This window comes from Dietzia sp. oral taxon 368, assembly GCF_002999155.1.
Classification (GTDB): Bacteria; Actinomycetota; Actinomycetes; order Mycobacteriales; family Mycobacteriaceae; genus Dietzia; species Dietzia cinnamea.
The window spans coordinates 2,797,056-2,816,532 of record NZ_CP027238.1; the positions used below are offsets into that span (position 1 = coordinate 2,797,056).

Annotated in this window: 20 protein-coding genes, 1 tRNA gene and 1 riboswitch; of the genes, 18 read left to right on the forward strand and 3 right to left on the reverse strand. The window is 71.0% G+C overall.

What is annotated here, in order from left to right:
* The first annotated feature begins 29 nt into the window (after positions 1-29).
* The 17 genes from C3V38_RS13050 (at position 30) to C3V38_RS13135 (ending at position 16,567) form a co-directional block, all read left to right on the forward strand.
* Positions 30-103 (forward strand) — tRNA-Pro (locus C3V38_RS13050).
* A 185-nt stretch (positions 104-288) separates the two neighbouring features.
* Positions 289-915: a DUF4178 domain-containing protein gene (locus tag C3V38_RS13055; RefSeq protein WP_061228835.1), complete on the forward strand. Its 627-nt coding sequence runs from the start codon at positions 289-291 to the stop codon at positions 913-915.
* On the forward strand, positions 912-1,361 hold the full coding sequence (locus tag C3V38_RS13060; RefSeq protein WP_165001119.1) for a DUF2617 family protein: 450 nt from the start codon (positions 912-914) through the stop codon (positions 1,359-1,361). The genes C3V38_RS13055 and C3V38_RS13060 overlap by 4 nt, the downstream gene beginning before the upstream one ends.
* A gap of 122 nt (positions 1,362-1,483) precedes the next feature.
* Complete coding sequence (locus tag C3V38_RS17645; protein WP_070720161.1) at positions 1,484-1,903, forward strand: DUF4247 domain-containing protein; 420 nt, start codon at positions 1,484-1,486, stop codon at positions 1,901-1,903.
* A 43-nt stretch (positions 1,904-1,946) separates the two neighbouring features.
* Positions 1,947-2,399: a DUF350 domain-containing protein gene (locus C3V38_RS13070; protein WP_061228832.1), complete on the forward strand. Its 453-nt coding sequence runs from the start codon at positions 1,947-1,949 to the stop codon at positions 2,397-2,399.
* Positions 2,392-4,023 (forward strand): polyamine aminopropyltransferase, encoded by a 1,632-nt coding sequence (locus C3V38_RS13075; protein WP_371412122.1) that lies wholly within the window; start codon positions 2,392-2,394, stop codon positions 4,021-4,023. Before C3V38_RS13070 ends, C3V38_RS13075 begins: the two co-directional genes overlap by 8 nt.
* A gap of 155 nt (positions 4,024-4,178) precedes the next feature.
* A complete protein-coding gene (locus C3V38_RS13085; protein ID WP_106386492.1) occupies positions 4,179-5,318 on the forward strand; it encodes a hypothetical protein in 1,140 nt (379 codons plus the stop codon).
* Positions 5,319-5,435: 117 nt separating this feature from the next.
* On the forward strand, positions 5,436-7,703 hold the full coding sequence (gene secA2, locus C3V38_RS13090) for an accessory Sec system translocase SecA2 (RefSeq protein ID WP_246830981.1): 2,268 nt from the start codon (positions 5,436-5,438) through the stop codon (positions 7,701-7,703).
* Positions 7,700-8,464 (forward strand): CDP-alcohol phosphatidyltransferase family protein, encoded by a 765-nt coding sequence (locus tag C3V38_RS13095; protein ID WP_007629038.1) that lies wholly within the window; start codon positions 7,700-7,702, stop codon positions 8,462-8,464. The genes secA2 and C3V38_RS13095 overlap by 4 nt, the downstream gene beginning before the upstream one ends.
* 47 nt (positions 8,465-8,511) lie before the next feature.
* Entirely contained in the window at positions 8,512-8,916 is a 405-nt protein-coding gene (gene gcvH, locus C3V38_RS13100; RefSeq protein ID WP_061228829.1) for a glycine cleavage system protein GcvH, read from the forward strand.
* A gap of 123 nt (positions 8,917-9,039) precedes the next feature.
* Positions 9,040-9,459, forward strand: a complete 420-nt coding sequence (locus tag C3V38_RS13105) for an FHA domain-containing protein (RefSeq protein WP_174521542.1) — start codon at positions 9,040-9,042, stop codon at positions 9,457-9,459.
* Positions 9,456-10,193 (forward strand): MerR family transcriptional regulator, encoded by a 738-nt coding sequence (locus C3V38_RS13110; RefSeq protein WP_061228828.1) that lies wholly within the window; start codon positions 9,456-9,458, stop codon positions 10,191-10,193. Before C3V38_RS13105 ends, C3V38_RS13110 begins: the two co-directional genes overlap by 4 nt.
* A 79-nt stretch (positions 10,194-10,272) precedes the next feature.
* The gene (locus C3V38_RS13115) at positions 10,273-10,773 is read left to right on the forward strand and encodes a bifunctional nuclease family protein (protein WP_061228849.1); all 501 of its coding nucleotides are present in this window, start codon (positions 10,273-10,275) and stop codon (positions 10,771-10,773) included.
* A gap of 237 nt (positions 10,774-11,010) precedes the next feature.
* On the forward strand, positions 11,011-11,652 hold the full coding sequence (locus tag C3V38_RS13120) for a MerR family transcriptional regulator (protein ID WP_061228827.1): 642 nt from the start codon (positions 11,011-11,013) through the stop codon (positions 11,650-11,652).
* Between the two features lie 34 nt (positions 11,653-11,686).
* Positions 11,687-11,783: riboswitch (glycine riboswitch) on the forward strand.
* Positions 11,784-11,960: 177 nt separating this feature from the next.
* Entirely contained in the window at positions 11,961-14,837 is a 2,877-nt protein-coding gene (gene gcvP, locus C3V38_RS13125) for an aminomethyl-transferring glycine dehydrogenase (RefSeq protein ID WP_106385965.1), read from the forward strand.
* Positions 14,838-14,905: 68 nt separating this feature from the next.
* Positions 14,906-15,709 carry a hypothetical protein gene (locus C3V38_RS13130; protein WP_106385966.1) on the forward strand — a complete coding sequence of 268 codons (804 nt, stop codon included), beginning with the start codon at positions 14,906-14,908 and terminating at the stop codon, positions 15,707-15,709.
* A 9-nt stretch (positions 15,710-15,718) separates the two neighbouring features.
* Positions 15,719-16,567, forward strand: a complete 849-nt coding sequence (locus C3V38_RS13135) for an alpha/beta fold hydrolase (protein ID WP_254425988.1) — start codon at positions 15,719-15,721, stop codon at positions 16,565-16,567.
* A 17-nt stretch (positions 16,568-16,584) separates the two neighbouring features.
* On the opposite strand, the gene C3V38_RS13140 is transcribed toward C3V38_RS13135, so the two are convergent.
* Positions 16,585-18,093, reverse strand: coding sequence for a fatty acyl-CoA synthetase (locus tag C3V38_RS13140; protein ID WP_371412154.1), 1,509 nt, complete (start codon positions 18,091-18,093; stop codon positions 16,585-16,587).
* An 88-nt stretch (positions 18,094-18,181) separates the two neighbouring features.
* Positions 18,182-18,430: a hypothetical protein gene (locus tag C3V38_RS13145; RefSeq protein ID WP_197471380.1), complete on the reverse strand. Its 249-nt coding sequence runs from the start codon at positions 18,428-18,430 to the stop codon at positions 18,182-18,184.
* A gap of 113 nt (positions 18,431-18,543) precedes the next feature.
* Between C3V38_RS13145 and C3V38_RS13150 the strand changes: the two genes are divergently transcribed.
* A complete protein-coding gene (locus C3V38_RS13150; protein ID WP_082767698.1) occupies positions 18,544-18,939 on the forward strand; it encodes a YchJ family protein in 396 nt (131 codons plus the stop codon).
* On the opposite strand, the gene C3V38_RS13155 is transcribed toward C3V38_RS13150, so the two are convergent.
* A complete protein-coding gene (locus C3V38_RS13155) occupies positions 18,936-19,469 on the reverse strand; it encodes a hypothetical protein (protein WP_063973081.1) in 534 nt (177 codons plus the stop codon). The two genes, C3V38_RS13150 and C3V38_RS13155, sit on opposite strands and share 4 nt — an antisense overlap.
* Positions 19,470-19,477: the final 8 nt, after the last annotated feature.

The following is a 19,477-nucleotide window of genomic DNA, read 5'->3' on the forward strand; positions in this document are numbered from 1 at the left end:
AGTCGCCGCGCGAGCCGCGGAGACGGTGACGGGCTGTGGCGCAGCTTGGTAGCGCACTTGACTGGGGGTCAAGGGGTCGCAGGTTCAAATCCTGTCAGCCCGACACAGAGTGGACGAGATCAGGGTCGGTTTCCCGAGCGGGGAGCCGGCCCTGAGTCCATTTCGGGGAGATGGACTCGCCTCGCGTGAACCGGGCGCCTCGCACGGAGCCGGGTGGGTTAGCCTTTCCTGGTCACGAAGCGGCGGCCCGGGTCGACCGTCGATCATCGATCCGGGAGTGGATGCGCGGTGGGAGAGCTACTCGTCATAGTGGGGTTGGTGGTCGCGGTGGTCGCGATCATCGGGATCATCGTCAAGGCCCGGGGCGGGACGAGGCCTGCCACGGCCGCGCCCCGCCGCGACCCGCTGGCCGCCGACCAGCCGATTCACGGATTCGGACCGCGTGAGCTCGGCCCCGGTGCGATCGTCGCCTACGGCGGTGTCGACTACGTGGTGCGTGGATCGATCACCCTGCGCCAGGGCCCGTACGTCTGGTGGGAGCACCTGCTCGAGGGCGGGGACGGTGCGCAGTGGCTCGGTGTGGAGGAGGACGAGGGGACCCTGGAGCTGACCTGGTGGACCACCCGCAAGGGCCTCGGCGTCAGCCCCGGGTCCGAGGTGATCGTCGACGATCGTGTGCACCGTCTCGAGGAGTCGGGCGAGGCGGAGTACTCGTGCGAGGGGACCACAGGTCTGCCCGAGCGCGGACGGATGCGGTATCAGGACATGCGCACGGGGGACGGTAGCTCGCTGCTGTCGTTCGAGAACTGGGACGGCGCCGGCTGGGAGGTCTCATCCGGCCGCCCGGTGTCCCGGGGCGAGCTGACGGTCTACCCGGCGCCGCCGGCGGCCGGCGACCCGGACTACAGGCGGTGACCGTGCACGATCTCGTCGCGGAGCCGAGTGACGTGGCGGCCGCGGCACTCGGCTACCGGATCGGCGTCACACCCGAGCGGGACGCCCTCGTCTCGACCGTTCTGGCGCACCCGACGCACGACATCGCTCTACGCCTGTCCATCCTCGGTGCGTCGCACGCGGTGACGCTCGTGATCGACGGTCGCGACGCGATGACCGAGGAGGTGTCCTGCCGGGCGACGGCCGCCGGGGGTGCACCGTTGCCGGCCGAGGTGTCCTGCCCCGGCCCGTGGGGCGCCCACCACCTTCGCGGGGCCACCGAGACCCTGCCCGCTGGTCCCTTCGTGGAGCTGGTAAATCGTCTGACCGCGCTCGCCGCGGCCGATCCCGCCGTTCTCGCGGGACGGTTCCCCGGTGCAGAGGGGGCGCTCACGGTGGTGGCCCCGACTCCCGACGACGCGGGCTGATCGTGGGACACCTGGCATCTCTACCCGGCGGACGACCCCGCCGGGCGCGGAGGTGGCGACGTCGTCGCCACCTCGTCCCGACTCCGGGTCGCCGGGCTCGGCGCGCCGGCGGAGGTGGCTTAGTGAAGGCGTACCGCGGCTGGATCATCGCGCTGGCCGCCGGACTGTGCGCGGTCCTGCTGGGACTCGTCCTCGTGGGGACCGGTCAGAACGCGGTGCGCTACGTCCGGGAGAACTACTCCCCGGTGGCGGGCGCCTCCCAGACCTACGAGTGTCGGGGCGACCGCGACGCCACGGCGAGGGACATCCGCGACCACGAGCGGCCGGACGCCGACCAGCTGAACGAGGACACCCGGTACCTGAGGTACGGGGACGACATGATCGTCGTCGGCCGGTCCGGCGATCTCCCGTGTCGCGTCCAGCTCGATGAGAACTCCCGCACGCTCCGCTCCGGGGGATTCATCTTCCTCGGTGGAGCCTTCGGACCCGGCAGCCCCGCCCGGTCCGCCGGAGGAAGCTCCGGCGGGGTCGGCGCGAAGTGACCCGCGAGACGCCCTCTCACTACCCGAAACCCGAGGAGACACGGTGACATTCGCCGCCGGACCCGCCGACCACGTACCCGAACTGTTGGACGGGATCGGGGTGTCGCTGGCCTACTTCGGCGTCGGCGCCCTGGTCCTCACGCTCGGGTTCGTCATGCTCGATCTGCTCACGCCCGGAAGCCTGCGACACCACGTGTTCGTCGACCACCGTCCCAACGCGGCCGCGCTGTTCGCGGCCTCGGCGATCTCCCTCGCGATCATCGTCGTCACGGTGATGACGAACGCGTCGGACTCTCTCGTGCTGGGGCTGATCGACGTCGCCGTCTACGGCCTGCTCGGGGTGATCTTCCAGGCCGTCACGCTGGTGATCCTGGAACTGCTGGTCCCCGGTCGATTCCGCGACCTCGTCAGCGCCCCACGGTTCAGCACCACCGTGCTCGCCGTCGCCGCCACGCTGCTCGCCGTCGCCGCCGTCAACGCGGCCGCCATTGCCTGACGAGGTCCGCACGGCGGACCCCGTGCGGACCGGGGCCGAGCCCGCCGGACGTCCCGCGCCGCGTGCGGGCCGCTGGTGGCGCCCGATCGTCCTGGCCTCCGTCGCCGCGTGCGCCGCCTGCGGGCTGATCTACGAACTCGCTCTCCTCACGCTCGCGACCACCGTCCAGGGCGGCGGGATCGTCGCCACGAGTCTCGTGGTGGCCGGGTACGTCGCGGCCCTCGGTCTCGGCGCGCTGCTGGCCAAGCCGTTCGTCGACCGCCCGGCGTCGAGTTTCATCGGCGTCGAGGCGACGCTGGGGCTCGTCGGAGGAGTATCGGCGACAGCCCTCTACGTGACGTTCACGACCCTCGGGTCGGACGCGGCATCTATGGTCACGCTCGTGGTGGCCACCGCCGCGATCGGGATGCTGGTGGGCGCAGAGGTCCCGCTGCTCATGTCCCTGCTGCAGACCGGTCGGCGGACCGGGTCGGCCGAAGCCGGTCGGGTGCTGGCCGATCTCAACGCCGCCGACTACCTGGGCGCGCTCGTCGGGGGACTGCTGTGGCCGTTCCTGCTCCTGCCGTCGTTAGGGATGCAGCAGGCCGCCGCCATCACGGGGTTGGTCAACGTCGCCGCCGCGGCGGTGTTGCTCACGCTCGCGTTACGGGGCCTGCTGTCCCGGGCGCAGACCGTCGTCGCGGCGCTGTCGCTGACACTGGTCGCGGCCCTGCTGGGCACGCTGGTCGTCGCTCTCGACGGCGTCACCGAGTGGTCGAGGGCCAAGCTCTACCCGGACCCGGTGCTCTCCCACACCCAGTCCGCGTACCAGGAGATCGTCGTCACCAGGGCGCGTTACAACGGGCGTACCGACCGCCGACTGTACCTCGACGGCACCCTCCAGTACTCGAGCCTCGACGAGTACCGGTACACCGAGGCGTTGGTCCAGCCCGCCGTGGCGAACCGGCCCGGCGACGTCCTGGTGCTCGGGGGCGGCGACGGTCTGGCGGCCCGGGACCTCCTGGCCGTGCCCGGGGTCCGGCGGGTGGTCCAGGTGGAGCTCGACCCGGCCGTTCTGGATATCGCCCGCACCGAACTGCTCCCGGACAACCGGGGGTCTCTCGACGACCCGCGGGTGGAGGTCGTGGTGGACGACGCCTTCGCGTGGCTGCGCCGGGGCGGCGACGGGGCGGTGCCGCCGGGCGGTTTCGGGGCGGTGCTCGTGGATCTGCCCGACCCGCGCAACGCCGCCCTGTCCCGCCTGTACTCCGAGGAGTTCTACGGACTCGTACGCGGGGTGACCGGCGAGAACGGTCTGATGGTCGTCCAGTCGGGGAGCCCGTTCTCCACGCCGCGGCAGTTCTGGAGGACGGTGGCCACGGTGGGCTCGGCCGGGTGGGGGACGACCCCATATCACGTCCATGTCCCGACGTTCGGGGACTGGGGCTTCGTCCTGGCCTCGGCCGACGGTGACGCCCCGGATCTCCGGCTACGCCCCGACGTCGGTGGACTGAGGTTCCTCAACCCCGGAACCCTCGAGGCCGCCGGCCGCTTCGGGCGCCACGTGGCGCCGCTGCGGCTCGAGCCCTCCACACTCGACCGGCCACGGATCCTCGACGACGCCCGGCTGGGCTATGAACGGTGACCGACGCGGCGCCGGTGCGCGGCCCGCGGGGGAACACGGGGCGCGGCCCGCGGGGGAACACGGGGCGCGGCCCGCGGGGGAACACGGGGCGCGGCCCGACCGTTGTACCCCGAAGAAGGCGGGGCGACGGAATGGACACGGACGAGGAGGGGTACATGGCGGATGAGCGCGGGCCACAGACCGCACGGGACCGGATCGTGTCCGATGTCGACCGCCTGTGCCGCGGCGAGGGCCGACCACCGGTCGCCGAGTTGTCCGATCGGGCGGCGCTGCTCGTCGCCTGCGGCCTCGTCGAACCGCGGATCTACGATGTGGTGCTGGCCCGGCTCCACCGCAACCTCCCGTTCCCCACGGTCGGTGGTTTCCACCAGGTGCGCATCATCGAGGAGCAGCGACACGATCTGAGGAGAACGATCGACAGCCCCGCGCCGTCGATGTTGCGGATGGCCCTCCGAACCCGCCTGGCCGATCTCGACCGCAGGTATCTGGTGATGCGCACTGGCTTCATCCGGGGGACCGGGGTGTGGGCGTTCCGGGTCAAGGACATCCGGGCCGACCGCCGCCGCGGTGTGCATCTGGACACGGACGACCGCGGGCGGCTCTTCGACGCGCTGGCCTCGACGCCGACCATGGCGCCGGTGCCCCTGGTGCCCCGAACGCTCGGCGAACTGGGCACGGTCGCCGCGGCCTACGGCCAGCGCGAGATGGGCCGGGTGGTGCTGCCGCAGCGCGTGCAGAACGCAGTCGCGTCGCTACCGTCGCTGCCACGGATCCGCGCGGACCGTCGCCGGATCCCGGAGATGTACACCGCGATGTTGATGGAGGTGGGCGGGCTCTACGACCGGCTACAACGGGCGTACGGCCGGGGCGGACGCGCGGTGGAGGAGATCCGCCTGCAGTTCGACGCCGAGACCGAGGTCGTGGGACTCGCGGGTGATCTGTGCCGACTGCGCGAGGCCTCCGCCTCGGCGGGTGTGCCTCCGGCTCGCGACGGCTTCACCACGCTGACCGGACTCGGCGCCTCCATCGACGGAGTGTGGGCCGAGGTGGTCGATCGCGCGGTCGCGTTCCGTGAGCTCGTCGAGTCGGTGGAGACCCGCGCCGAGACCGCGGTGGCCGAGGCGGAGAGGCTCGCCGGAATCGCCCGCGACAACGGCGTCCGGCCCCCGACCGCAGCCCACCGCCCGACGCCCGCCGACCTCGCGGCCGAGCACCTCGCGGCGCGCGCGGGGGACCGGATGCTCTCGACCGAGGCCATGCGCCGACTACGGGGGCAGATCGACCCCGATCGCTGATGCGGCGACCGGCGGGCCGCGGCCCCGACGGTGCCGGGCCCTGCGTACGGTGGGGGCAACTGTTCGTGACCGGGAAGGACTCCACGCGTGGGACTGGCCAACCGCTTCTGGAAGCTGATGGGCTCCACCCAGGGACGCGACACGTCGCGCGCCCAGAGCGCGGTCGAGGCCTCGCACGGGTTCGACGACTGGGCGGCGGGACTGGACGACGGCGAGTTCGCGGACGCCGCCCACGGCCTGCGCCTCTTCGGTGATGCGCCGGAGGATCTCGCGCGGTTCCTCGCCCTGGCGAGGGAGGCGGCCGGCCGGGCCGTCGGCCTACGCCCGTTCGACGTACAGCTCCAGGGCGCTCTCCGGATGTTCGCCGGCGACGTCGTGGAGATGGCCACGGGCGAGGGCAAGACGCTGTCCGGCGCCGTGGCGGCGGCCGGGTACGCACTGCAGGGACACACCGTCCACGTCATCTCGGTCAACGACTACCTCGCGGCCCGCGACGCCCGGTGGATGGGACCGATGCTCGAGCTGCTGGGCCTGTCGGTCGGCCACGTCACGGAGTCGTCGACGCGTGACGAGCGCCGCGCGGCCTACGCCTGCGACATCACCTACGGTTCGGTGTCCGAGATCGGGTTCGACGTCCTGCGCGAGCAACTCGTGACCGATCCCGCCGACCTCATCTCGCCGACCACCGACGTCGCCCTCGTGGACGAGGCGGACTCCGTCCTGGTCGACGAGGCGTTGGTTCCCCTGGTGCTCGCGGGATCCACGTCCGGTGAGGCGCCGACGGGGGAGGTCCTGGCGGCGGTGCGGAAGCTACGACCCGGCCGCCACTACGAGACGGATTCAGAGCGTCGCAACATCTTCCTCACCGACGACGGGGCGGAGGCCATCGAAACCGAACTCGGGATCGAGGACCTCTACGACGCCGACCACGTCGGCACGACCCTGGTCCAGGTCAACGTCGCCCTGCACGCGTGCTTCCTGTTGCGCAGGGACGTCGACTACATCGTCCGCGAGGGCCGGGTCCAGCTCGTCAACGCCTCCCGTGGACGCGTGGCCGAACTCCAGCGATGGCCGGACGGGCTCCAGGCCGCGGTGGAGGCCAAGGAGGGCGTCGCGGTCTCCGAGGCGGGACAGATCCTCGACAGCCTCACGGTCCAGGCGTTCATCGGCCGATATGACAAGGTGTGCGGCATGACCGGCACCGCGCTGGCCGCAGGTGCGCAGCTGCGCGAGTTCTACTCCCTCGGGGTGTCCCAGATCGAGCCGAACACGCCCAACATCCGTGTCGACGAAGCCGACCGCACCTACATCGACAACGACAGCAAGAACCGCGCGCTGGTCGAGCACATCGCCGCCGTCCACGCCACCGGGCAGCCGGTGCTGGTCGGCACCCACGACGTGGCCGAGTCCGAGGCGTTGGCAGCCCGGCTCGCGGAAAAGGGCGTCCGGTGCTCGGTTCTCAACGCCAAGAACGACGAGGAGGAGGCGTCCATCATCGCGGAGGCCGGCGACGTCGGGCACGTCACCGTCTCCACGCAGATGGCCGGCCGCGGGACGGACATCCGGCTCGGCGGATCCGACGAGGCCCGGCGCGACGAGGTCGTCGCGCTCGGCGGACTCCACGTCGTGGGCACGGGCCGGCACCGCACCGAGCGGCTGGACAACCAACTGCGGGGCCGGGCCGGGCGTCAGGGCGATCCGGGCAGTTCTGTCTTCTTCGCAGCGATGGACGATCCGGTGGTGACGTCGGCGCTCGAGCCGGAGAAGATCCCCACCGCCCACGACAGGATCACCGGGCTGCTCAAGGGCAATCGGGGGCGGGACGCCGTCGACCACGCGCAGCGGGTCACCGAGGGGCAGATGCTGGAGATCCACGCCAACACCTGGCGGTACAGTCGGCTCCTCGCCGAGCAGCGCGAGATCCTCGCCGAGCGCAGGAGCGCTCTGCTCCGCACGGAGAAGGCGTTCGAGGAGCTCACCGCGCATGATCCCGAGCGGAGTGCGCGGCTGGTGGAGGCACACGGACGCGACGCGGTGGTCCGGGGGTGCCGCGAGATCATGCTGTGGCACCTCGACCGTGGCTGGGCTCGTCACCTGGAGACGATGACCGACGTCCGCGAGTCGATCCACCTCCGCGCCCTCGGCCGGGAGAACCCCCTCGACGAATTCCACCGCATCGCGATCGACCACTTCCGCGATCTCGCGGCAGACGCGGTCCGCGAGTCGGAGGCCACGTTCGCGGAGATCGAGTTCACTGCCGACGGAGTCGATCTGGAGGCCAATTCCATGGCGCGCCCCACGTCGACCTGGACGTACATGGTGCACGACAACCCGATGGCTGCCGGCGGTAGCGTCTTCTCCGGGATGATGTCGACGTTCCGATGAGTGCGGCACGCGAGGGAGGGCGCGAGACCGACCTGAGGGAGTGGCGAACCGGCGAGGCTCGGGTTCTGGGCGCCCGCATCCCGCCACCGCGGGGCGGGCATCTGTCCGCGGCGGTCCCGCCCGGCCTGGGGCCCGAGAGCCCATCGCGCGACCCGCGGGTCAGCGACCGCTTCTGGACCCTGCCCAACGCGATCTCGCTGGGTCGGATCGCCCTCATCCCCGTGCTGATCGTCAGCATCCTCGTGTGGGACGACGCGATGCTGGCGCTGTGGCTCCTCGGCGTCCTGGTCGTCTCGGACTGGCTGGACGGCAAGATCGCGCGACTGTGGAACATGCGCTCGACGTGGGGGGAGCGGCTCGACCCCATCGCCGACCGGATCCTCGTGGCGGCGGTTCCGGTCACGTTCGCGCTGGCGGGTTTCATCCCCGCGTGGATCGTCGTCGTGCTCGTCGCCCGCGACCTGCTGCTGGTGACCACCCTGCCGGTCTACCGCCGGCGCGGCCTCGACCCGGAGGTCACGTACCTCGGCAAGGCGGCGACGTTCGCGCTGTTCTGGTCGTTCCCCTTGCTGCTGGCCGGCTACGCGGACGCGCCCGGCGGCGAGGGGTTCCAGATCATCGGCGAGGCATGCCTCTACTGGGGTGTCGGTCTGTACGTCTGGAGCGGTGGCATCTACCTGTGGCAGGCACTGAACATCGTCCGCGCGGTTCCCCTCCGCCGGGCTCGATCGGCTGCTGTGGGCGGGCGCGACGGTGTGTAATGTCGCCAGATGGAATTCGTAGTGAGCCACTCGAGAAGGGCGCGTCAGTGAGCGATCAGAACATCCCCGACCAGCTCCGGTACACCGATGAGCACGAGTGGGTGGAACGGGTGTCGGACACGCGGGTGCGTATCGGCATCACCGAGTACGCGCAGTCGAAGCTCGGCGACATCGTGTTCGTCCAGCTGCCCGACGTCGGGGGCGAGACGGAGTCGGGTGAGCCGTTCGGCGAGGTCGAGTCACCCAAGAGCGTCTCCGACCTGTACGCGCCGCTCAGCGGCAAGGTCGTCGAGGTGAACACCGCGCTCGAGACGTCCCCCGAGCTGGTCAACTCCGACCCGTACGGGGAGGGATGGATCGTCGTTCTCGAGATCGCCGATATCGAGGACCTTGAGGCCCAGCTCGAGCAGACGCTGGACTCCGACGGGTACGCGAAGATCACGGAGAGCTGAGCGGATCGCCGACGCCCCCGGGACCCCGCGGGCGACGACTCCGACATAGAATCAACTGCACCGTACGGTGAGCCCGCTGACGGGCTCGGACGAGGAGAGACCAACGTGACCGAGAACAAGAACATGCCCGAGGCGACCGCCGAGACCACCTCCGTGTTCCGTGCCGAACTCCTCAACGAGTCCGATCAGCAGTCGGCGCAGTCCGATTCCGCGGTGACGGGTGTCGAGGGTCTCCCCGAGGGGCAGGCCCTGCTCGTCGTCAAGCGCGGCCCCAACGCGGGTTCGCGGTTCCTTCTCGACCAGAGCACCACCTCCGCCGGTCGTCATCCGGACAGCGACATCTTCCTCGATGACGTGACCGTGAGCCGTCGGCATGCGGAGTTCCGCAGTGAGGGCGAGACCTTCACCGTCGTCGACGTGGGCTCGCTCAACGGCACCTATGTCAACCGTGAGCCCGTCGACTCCGCGTCGCTGTCCAATGGTGACGAGGTCCAGATCGGCAAGTTTCGCCTGGTGTTCCTGACGGGTACGCCCGGGCAGTGACAGCCGCCGGACAGGGCGCCCCGAAAGAGGAGGAGTTCCTCTCCATCGGAGGTGTCATCGCACTTCTGAGTCCGGAGTTCCCGGACCTCACGGTGTCGAAGGTCCGGTTCCTCGAGAACGAGGGGCTGGTCACCCCTGAGCGCACGGCGAGCGGTTACCGGCGCTTCAGCGTCGAGGATCGGGAGCGCCTGCGGTACGTCCTGACCGCCCAGCGCGACAGGTACCTGCCGTTGAAGGTGATCCGCCAGGAGCTCGACGCCCTCGACGCGGCGATCGCCGACGGGTCGACCACGGCGCTCCGGCCGCGGCCCGGCGCAGACGGCGTGCCCGGGTCGACGCCGGACGATTTCCGCAGCGACACCGTCAAGCGTCTCACCCGGGAGAACGTCATCGAACAGTCCGGCGTCGACGCCGGGCTCGTGGACGCTCTCGTCGACGCCGGCCTGATCGCCGCGGGGCCCGGTGGGTTCTATGATCCCGAGGCGGTCCTCATCGCCCGCACCGCGCACGATCTCGCCACCCACGGGGTGGACGTACGCCACCTGCGGAGCTTCAGGACCGCGGCCGATCGTCAGACCGGGCTGATCACCCAGATCGCCGGCCCGGTAGCCCGCCAGGGCGACGCGGACGCCCGGGACCGGGCCGCCGAGCTGGCGCGGGAGATCGCCGCACTGTCGGTGTCGTTGCACTCGACCCTGGTGACCGTGGCCGTGAGGCACGCACTGGAGCCCTGAGGGCCCCGCGTCCGCTCGCGCCGAACCGGATCAGGGCTACGCTGGTGACGTGGGAGAGGCGGAGAACATGGGGAAGAACATGCGAGAGGTCGACGTCGTCGGTATCCGTTTCGAGGAGCCGGAGTACGCGCCCGTACTGATCCTGCACGAGAAGGACGGTGGGCGGTACGTGCCGATCTGGATCGGCGCGTCCGAGGCCGCGGCGATCAGTCTCCAGCAGCAGGGGGTCCAGCCGAGCAGGCCGTTGACCCACGACCTGCTGGCCACGCTTCTCGAGACGTTCTCCCACCCTCTGGAGAAGGTCGAGATCATCGGGGTGTCGGAGGGGACGTTCTTCGCGGAACTGGTGTTCGCGAACACCCGTGTGTCGGCGCGCCCGTCCGACGCGGTCGCTGTCGCGCTCCGCACGGCCTCGCCCGTCCTGGTCAGTCCCGAGGTGCTCGACGAGGTCGGCATCTCGCTCGTCGAGCAGGGCGAGGAAGAGGTCGAGGCCTTCCGTGAGTTCCTGGACCAGGTGAGCCCGGACGACTTCCTCGGAGGCGGCGGGCCGGCCGAGAATCCCGGCGGATCCACCTCCTGAGCAGCGGATTCGGCGGTCCCTCCAGTCACTGCTGCACCAACTCGCAGGTGACGAATGAGCCTAAAGTTCAACTTGAGGTTGAGGTTTACCGCGTGTCCTATTGATAGTGGACCGCGGCGGGCATAGCGTTGCCCCCAGTGAACTACACCGATGGTGTTCACGCGTCCAGGATCCGGGTCTCGTCCCGGTACCGTGCCGCCCCGAACGAGGCGGCACCCGCAGCTTGAGGGAGCAATCGTGGCCGACCACACCCGGGTCTCGGAGCCGTCCGACGCCGTACCGAACACGCCGAGCCTCTTCGGTGACGCCGTCGAGGGGACGCAGGCGTCCTTCGACGAGGTGCAGCCCGGACTGTTCCCCGACGACGGGATCCCGGACGGCACCAGCGGGTACCGGGTGCCCATCGCGTGCCAGATCGCCGGTATCACCTACCGTCAGCTCGACTACTGGGCACGCACCGACCTCGTCGTGCCGTCGATCCGGAACGCCGCCGGATCGGGCAGCCAGCGCCTCTACTCGTTCAAGGACATCCTGGTCCTCAAGATCGTCAAGCAGCTGCTGGACACCGGGATCTCCCTGCAGAACATCCGCAAGGCCGTCGATCAGATCAGGTCGCGGGGTGTGGAGGACCTGGCCACCATCACCCTGTTCTCCGACGGCCGGACCGTATTCGAGTGCACGTCCAAGGAGGAGGTCTTCGACCTGCTCCAGGGCGGCCAGGGGGTGTTCGGCATCGGGATCGGCGGCGCGATGCGTGAGCTCGCCGGCTCGATCTCCGAGTTCCCCGCGGAGACGGTGACCGAGGACGACATCGTCGCGCCCGTGGAGGACGAGCTCGCCGCTCGCCGCCGGGCCCGCGCCTCACGCCGTACCGGCTAGTCGGCCGTCGTCGTCTAGACTCGGCGGTGCGTTCACGCGTCCCACGGGAGAGCTCCGCGGCCATGGCCGCGGGCGCCGAAGGAGCAACTCCTCTCCGAGAATCTCTCAGGCACCCGGACCGTGCGGTCGTCGAACGCCTCTGGAGAGCGGTGGAACAGACCACCCGCCCACGGGGAAAGCGGGGGTCCGTCGTGAGGGTCCCGCGAATCTCTCAGGCGCCGGCACCCGTCCGGCAGGGGACAGAGCGGAGAGGGAGCACCGGCCCGCAGGCCGCCTGTCCGGGCGGCCCCGCCACCTGAGGAGCACCTGTGACGACGACCCCCCACACTGCCCGGACCGGAGGCGAGTTCGTCGCCCGCCATCTGGGCCCCGATGCCGACGGACTCGCGCGGATCCTGGACACCATCGGCGTCGGCTCCCTGGACGAGCTCGCCGAGCGCGCCGTCCCCTCGGTCATCCTCGACGAGGTCGGCTCGGACGGACGGGCGGCAGGCATCAACGCGCTCCCGGAGCCGCTGTCGGAAGCCGACACCCTCGCGGCGCTGCGGGCGCTGGCCGACCGCAACACCGTCGCGGTGTCCATGATCGGGCAGGGCTACTACGACACCCTCACGCCGCCGGTGCTGATTCGCAACATCATCGAGAGCCCGGCCTGGTACACCGGCTACACCCCGTACCAGCCGGAGATCAGCCAGGGCCGTCTCGAGGCGCTGCTGAACTTCCAGACGATGGTCTCGGACCTGACCGGCATGGACATGGCCAACGCCTCCATGCTCGACGAGGGGACCGCCGCGGCCGAGGCCATGACGATGCTGCGACGGGCCAACCGCTCGTCCAAGAGCCCCCGCTTCGCCGTCGACGCCGACATCTTCCCCCAGACCGCGGCGATCCTCGCCACCCGCGCCGAGCCCCTCGGCATCGAACTGGTCACGGCGAACCTCGTCGACGACGGGCTCCCGGACGGCGAGTTCTTCGGGGCCCTGGTCCAGACCCCCGGTGCCTCCGGCCGCGTCGCCGACGTGGCGCCCCTCATCGAGAAGTGCCACGAGCGCGGCGTCATGGTCGCCGCGGGCGTCGACCTGCTGGCCGCGACGGTCCACACGCCGGCGGGGGAGAAGGGCGCGGACGCGTGCTTCGGCACCACGCAGCGGTTCGGCGTCCCCATGGGTTTCGGCGGGCCCCACGCCGGGTTCCTGGCGTGTCGCTCCGCGCACGCACGCAATCTCCCCGGCCGGCTGGTCGGTGTCTCGACGGACGAGGACGGGCGCGTAGCCTACCGACTGGCCCTGCAGACGCGGGAGCAGCACATCCGTCGCGAGAAGGCCACGTCCAACATCTGTACCGCGCAGGTCCTGCTGGCCGTCCTCGCGGCGATGTACGCCTCCTACCACGGCGCGGAGGGCCTCACGGCCATCGCCCGGCGCGTCCACGCCCATGCCGCCGCGCTCGCCGACGGACTCCGCGCCGCCGGGGTGGAGGTGCTGCACGACGCGTTCTTCGACACCGTCCGCGCCCGCGTGCCGGGCCGCGCCGACGAGGTGCTCGGCGCCGCCGCCGCGCGCGGCGTGAACCTGTGGAAAGTCGACGACGACACGGTGTCCGTCTCGTGTGACGAGGCCACCACGGCCGAGCACGTGGGGATCGTCCTCGACGCGTTCGGTGCCGACGCCGCCCCTACCGAGATCACGGTCGACCCGACCCACGGTGACCGCACGAGCGAGTTCCTGCAGCACGAGGCGTTCGTCCGCTACTGCACCGAGACGGCCATGCTGCGATACCTCAGGGCGCTGTCCGACAAGGACATGGCGCTGGACCGGACCATGATCCCGCTCGGTTCGTGCACCATGAAGCTCAACGCCACCACCGAGATGGAACCGATCACGTGGCCGGAGTTCAACCGGCTCCACCCCTTCGCGCCGGCCGAGCAGACCGCCGGGATCCGTGAGCTGATCGGGGACGTCGAGCAGTGGCTGGTCGACATCACCGGTTACGCCGCCGTCAGCCTCCAGCCCAATGCCGGCAGCCAGGGCGAGTACGCGGGCCTGCTGGCCATCCGCGAGTATCACCGCTCCCGCGGCGACGACGACCGGACGGTCTGCCTCATCCCGTCCTCGGCGCACGGGACGAACGCCGCGTCGGCCGTGATGGCCGGCATGAAGGTGGTCGTGGTGGCCTGCCGTGAGAACGGCGACGTGGACGTCGACGACCTGCGGGCGAAGGTGGACAAGCACGGTGCCGAACTGGCGGCGATCATGATCACCTACCCGTCGACCCACGGCGTGTACGAGCACGACATCGAGGACATCTGCGCGATCGTCCACGACGCGGGCGGCCAGGTCTACATCGACGGCGCGAACCTCAACGCCCTCGTGGGCGTGGCCCGGCCGGGCCGGTTCGGCGGGGACGTGAGCCATCTGAACCTGCACAAGACGTTCTGCATCCCGCACGGCGGCGGTGGACCCGGCGTCGGGCCGGTCGCGGTGGCCGAGCACCTGCGCGAGTTCCTCCCCGGCCATCCGCACGAGTCCGGGCTGGGCGCGGGCGGCGCGGTCTCGGCGGCGGCGTTCGGCTCCGCCTCGATCCTGCCCATCACGTGGGCGTACATCCGGATGATGGGCGCCGACGGCCTGCGCGAGGCCACGCTGACCGCGATCGCGAGCGCCAACTACCTGGCCCGACGCATCGGCGAGCACTTCCCGGTGCTGTACTCCGGCGAGGGGGGCTGGGTCGCGCACGAGTGCATCCTCGACCTGCGCCCGCTCATCGACTCGGTCGGCATCTCGATCGACGACGTGGCCAAGAGGCTGGCCGACTACGGGTTCCACGCGCCCACCATGAGCTTCCCGGTGGCCAACACCCTGATGGTGGAGCCGACGGAGAGCGAGGACCTGGCCGAGCTGGACGCGTTCTGCGAGGCGATGGCGGCCATCCGCGCGGAGATCGACCGCGTCGCCGCCGGCGAGTGGACCGTGGAGGACAACCCGCTGCGCGGAGCGCCCCACACGGCCGAGAGCGTCTCCGCCGACGAGTGGGACCACGCGTACCCGCGCAGTGTCGCCGGCTATCCCCTCGGGTCGGCCTGGCGGCCGAAGGTCTGGCCCGCCGTCCGCCGGATCGACGGCGCGTACGGAGACCGGAACCTCGTCTGCTCGTGCCCGCCCCTCGAGGCGTTCGCGCAGGACTGAGCAGCCCCCCGGGGCGGGGTCGGGCTCGGGGTCCGGGGAGTGTCGTACCCGTATGACACCGTGCGGGCATGACCACCACCGGACCCCGCCTCGCGCCCGAACTACCCGCGGACTGTCTCGACTGGTGCCGCGCCCAGCCGCCCGCCCTGCTCGTCGCGGACGAGTACGTGGAGATCGACCTCGACCGCTGGAACCTCCGGCTCGCGGAGAGGGGGATCGACCTCCGCCTCGTCGCGGGAGGGCCCGACGGCGGGATCGTGCAGTCCGGGTCGGGATACCTGCGCAGGAGTGATCTGTGGGCGGCGGGCCGCCGCGCCCGCGGCAGCCTGGAGGAATCCGTGGTGGCGCTCTACATGTGCGCGGCCTGGCTATCCGCCCACCCGCTGCGGTCCGGCGTGAGGCGGGGGCTACCCGACTTCCGTGTCCCCGCCAGGGACCGTGCCGGGTGGCGTTCGGTGTCACCCCATGGTTTTCCCCTGGTGCTGCACGAGGTCGTGGACTGGCTCGACGCGCCGGTGGAGGCCATGAACCTGCTGCGTCACGGCGCGCCCGGGGGCGCGGGCCGCGGCGTCCCGGACCTGGGGTATCCGCTCGCCTCGCTCTACCTGTCCTCATTGGGCATGGCGTGGTCTGCGGAGAGCATCGTGCCGGTCGACCCCGCCGGGATCGGGACTCTGGTGCACGCCGGGTGGACCGAGATCGAGTCCTCCGCGCGGCTGACGCCCCGGCGCTACCAGCGTTACCTCGACGTGGTCGCCACGTGGGCGAGCGAGGCCGCGGTCGATCCGCTGGTAGTGGAGATGTGGCTGGTCCACGACTGGAACGAACGGCGCGCCCGGGAAGTCGCCCGCGGTGAGCCCCGGACCGGTTAGGGTCCGCGTATGGAACCACGCACAGTCTCAGTGGACGTCCCGGTCGGCGCGCTCGACGTGCTGGTCTGGGAGGGGAACGGCGGGGCGCCGGCCGAGGAGCCGGCGCGCACGGTGCTGGCACTGCACGGTTTCCCCGAATCGGCGTGGGAGTGGAAGGGTGTCGCGGAGAGTCTCGCCGGGCAGGGCGTGCGGGTGATCGCCCCGATGCAGCGCGGGTACTCACCCGATGCCCGGCCGGAAGGCGTCGATGCGTACGCGATCGAGCACCTGGCCGACGACGCGCTGGCGGTGATGGACCGCTTCGGGCTGGAGCGCGGGCACGTCCTCGGGCACGACTGGGGCGCGTGCGTCGCGTGGTGGCTGGCCGCCCACCACGCGAGCCGGGTCGCGAGCCTCACGGCCATCTCCGTGCCGCATCTCGGGGCGTTCGGCCACGCGATCAAGTCCGATCCCGACCAGCAGGCGCGGTCGGCCTACTTCGGGCTGTTCCGGCAGGAGGGCAAGGCCGAGGACGTGCTGCTCGAAGGCGGGGCCCGCCGCCTGCGCGCCATGTTCGACGGGCAGGTCCCGGACGATCTCGTGGGCCGACACCTCGAGGTGCTCGGGGACCGGTCCGCGCTGACGGGAGCGCTCAACTGGTACCGCGCGATGAGACGCTACGAGCTGCCCGACGTCTCCGTCCCCACCACCTATCTGTGGGGCGGGCAGGATCCGGCGATCGCGCGGAGCGGGGCCGAGGCGACGGCGGCCCGGATGACGGGGGAATACCGGTTCGTCCCGTTGACCGACCGGGGCCACTGGCTGCCCGAGGAGGACCCTTCGCTGGTCGCGCGTGAGGTCCTGGAACGGCTCGGCTGACCGCAGGCCCGCCCGGCTCACCCCTGCCGGAGTTCGCGCTTGAGCAACTTCCCGGACTGGTTGCGGGGCAACTCGTCGACGAACACGACGCGCTTGGGCATCTTGAACGGCGCCAGATACTCGCGCGTGCCCGCGATGATCTCGTTCTCGGTGGCCTCCGCGCCGTCCTTGAGGACCACTACGGCGGTCACCGCTTCGATCCACTTCGGGTCGGGCGTACCGATGACCGCGACCTCCGCCACACGCTCGTCCTGGTACACGGCGTCCTCCACCTCGCGGGAGGCCACCAGGACACCGCCGGTGTTGATGACGTCCTTGATGCGGTCGACGACCTCGACGTACCCCTCGGCGTCACGTACGACGAGGTCCCCGGAGTGGAACCACCCGTCACGGAACGCCTCGCGGGTGGCGTCGGGTTTGTTCCAGTAGCCCCTGCACAGCTGTGGGGAGCGGTAGACCACCTCGCCCCGCTCGCCGTCGGCAACCTCGGCTCCCGACTCGTCGACCACCCGGGCCTCGACGAAGAAGACCGGTCGGCCCGCGCTGGCCGGCCTGTCGTCGTGCTCCTCGGGGCGCAGGACGCAGGCGAGCGGGCCGATCTCGGACTGGCCGAAACAGTTATAGAACCCCAGCTCCGGGTATCTGGCGCGCAGGCGCTGCAGAACGGTCACGGGCATGATCGAGGCGCCGTACTGGGCCTTGCGGAGGCTCGACAGGTCGCGGCGCTCGAGGTCCGGGTGGGACGCGAGGGGGACCCAGACTGTGGGTGCGAGGAACAGGGAACCGATCCCGTCCTCTTCGATTCGGCGCAAGATTTCGGGGACGTCTGGGGCGGCCATCAGGTGCACGGTCGCGCCGAGGGACAGGTAGGGCATCGCGAACACGTGCATCGCCGCGGAGTGGTAGAGCGGCATGGTCACCAGCGGCTGGTCATCGGCGGCCAGATCGAGGGACAGGATGCAGCTGAGGTATTCGTGGACCAGCGCGGAGTGGGTCATCATCGCGCCCTTGGGCCGCGAGGTGGTACCCGAGGTGTACAGAAGCTGGGCGAGGTCGCCGCCGGAGGCGGGCGAGTCGACGGGCGTGACGTCGCCGGTCTCGAGTGCGGTACCCAACACGGTGCCGTCAGGTGCCTCGCCGGCGGCGGGCTGCAGCGCGAGGGGTGTCAGGGCGGGCAGGCCGTCGAGGACCGCATCGAGAGTGGGCGCATGGGCGGGGTCGACCAGGACGAGCGAGGCCCCCGAGTCGGTGAGCAGGTACTCGAGCTCACCCCCCGTGAGGGCGTAGTTCACGGGTACGTGGATGTAACCCGCCCGCGAGGTCGCGAGGAAGGCGATGAGGTAGGCGTCCGAGTTGACGCCGTATGCCGCGATGCGGGCGCCGTCCTCGAGACCGTGCCCGGCGAGCAGGGTGGCGACGCGGTCGACGGCGGCGTCGAGGGCGGCGTAGGTCCAGCGACGATCCGCGAAGGTCAGGGCGACGCGGTCGGGTAACCGGGACGCCGATCGGCGCAGGGTGGCGTCAATGGTGTCGGAGGCGGCGGTGGAGGGGGCGAGTGAGGGGTGTCGGTCATGGTCTGACCTTATAGCGGCGTGCGGCGGCCGGGTCGTGAAGTCAGTCGTCCGAGCGGAGCAGCTCGAGGACGGCCGGTGGGATGGCGCCGTCGGCCTCGCGCGGCGTCCACTGCTCGCTGGGGACCCACTGGGAGCCGCAGCCCCGGCACGCGAACAGGGGCTCGCCGCGGCGCTCGACGGGCGTGCGGTTCCAGTTGCACAGGTCGCGGCAGGACCGTACCCGCAGGGCGGCGAGGTCCGGGTCGGCGCGGCGCCGCGCGAGGGAACGGAGGGAGGCTAGTCCAGACATGTCACCGTTCACGATAGTCCGGCGGGGGCGGCGGGGTCCGCGTCGCGGGGGTCGACAGGGGTGGCCTCGTGCGTCGGTAACCTGGGCGGATCATCGGGGAACGGAGCAGACGGATGAGTGCGTGCCCGTGTGGCAGTGGGATCGATCTCGGGGCGTGTTGCGGCCCGCTCGTGGAGGACGGGGTGCCCGCGCGGACGGCGGAGGAGCTGATGCGCTCGCGCTATACGGCGTTCGCGCTCGGACGGACGGACCACCTCTGGCGCACGTGGCATCCGCGGACGCGTCCGCCGGTCGTGGAGGCGTCGGGTGTGGAGTGGACCGGGCTCACCGTCCTGGAGGTGGTCGCCGGGGGCGAGGGTGACGACGACGGGGTGGTCGAGTTCGAGGCGAGGTACGTCGAGCCCGGCGACCGGGGGGTGATGCGTGAGCGTTCCCTGTTCGAGCGCAGGGGAGGGCGGTGGACGTACGTCGCGGCGGATCCGGCGGGAGCGGGCCCGGCGGGTGCCTAGGACGGCGTCGGATCGACGGGCTGTCGCGTCACCGTGATCGATCCGATCGTGGACGGGCTCGTCAGGTCGATGCGGCCGACCCTGGCTCCACGGGGCACGGTCCACGCCACCATGCCGTTGATCTCCTGCCCGGGGGTCGTCATCACCGACGGGACGAGCGGGTCGGGCACTGTCCCGGAGGGGTCGGTGATCCGCTCGAACGGCCGGCCCGACGGGTCATAGGCGGTGAGGTCCTCGGGGCCGATCTCCGGTTGGCCGGCGGACTGGACCGCGCGCACGTCCACCACGAGGACGGGGTCCGGGTACGAGTAGGACTGCACGAACCGCAGGTTCGACACCGTGACGGTGGCGTCCCAGTTCTCGGCGGACACCGGGAACGGCCGGTCGAACTGCTGGGAGGTGGGCAGCGGCCCGCTCGGTGCGGCGGCTGGGGCGGGTACTCCGCGACGTTCGTCGTCTCCGACGAGCGAACAGGAACTGGTGAGCATGGTCGCTGCGGTGACCACGGCGACGAGGGCGGCGCGACGCATGGGCACTC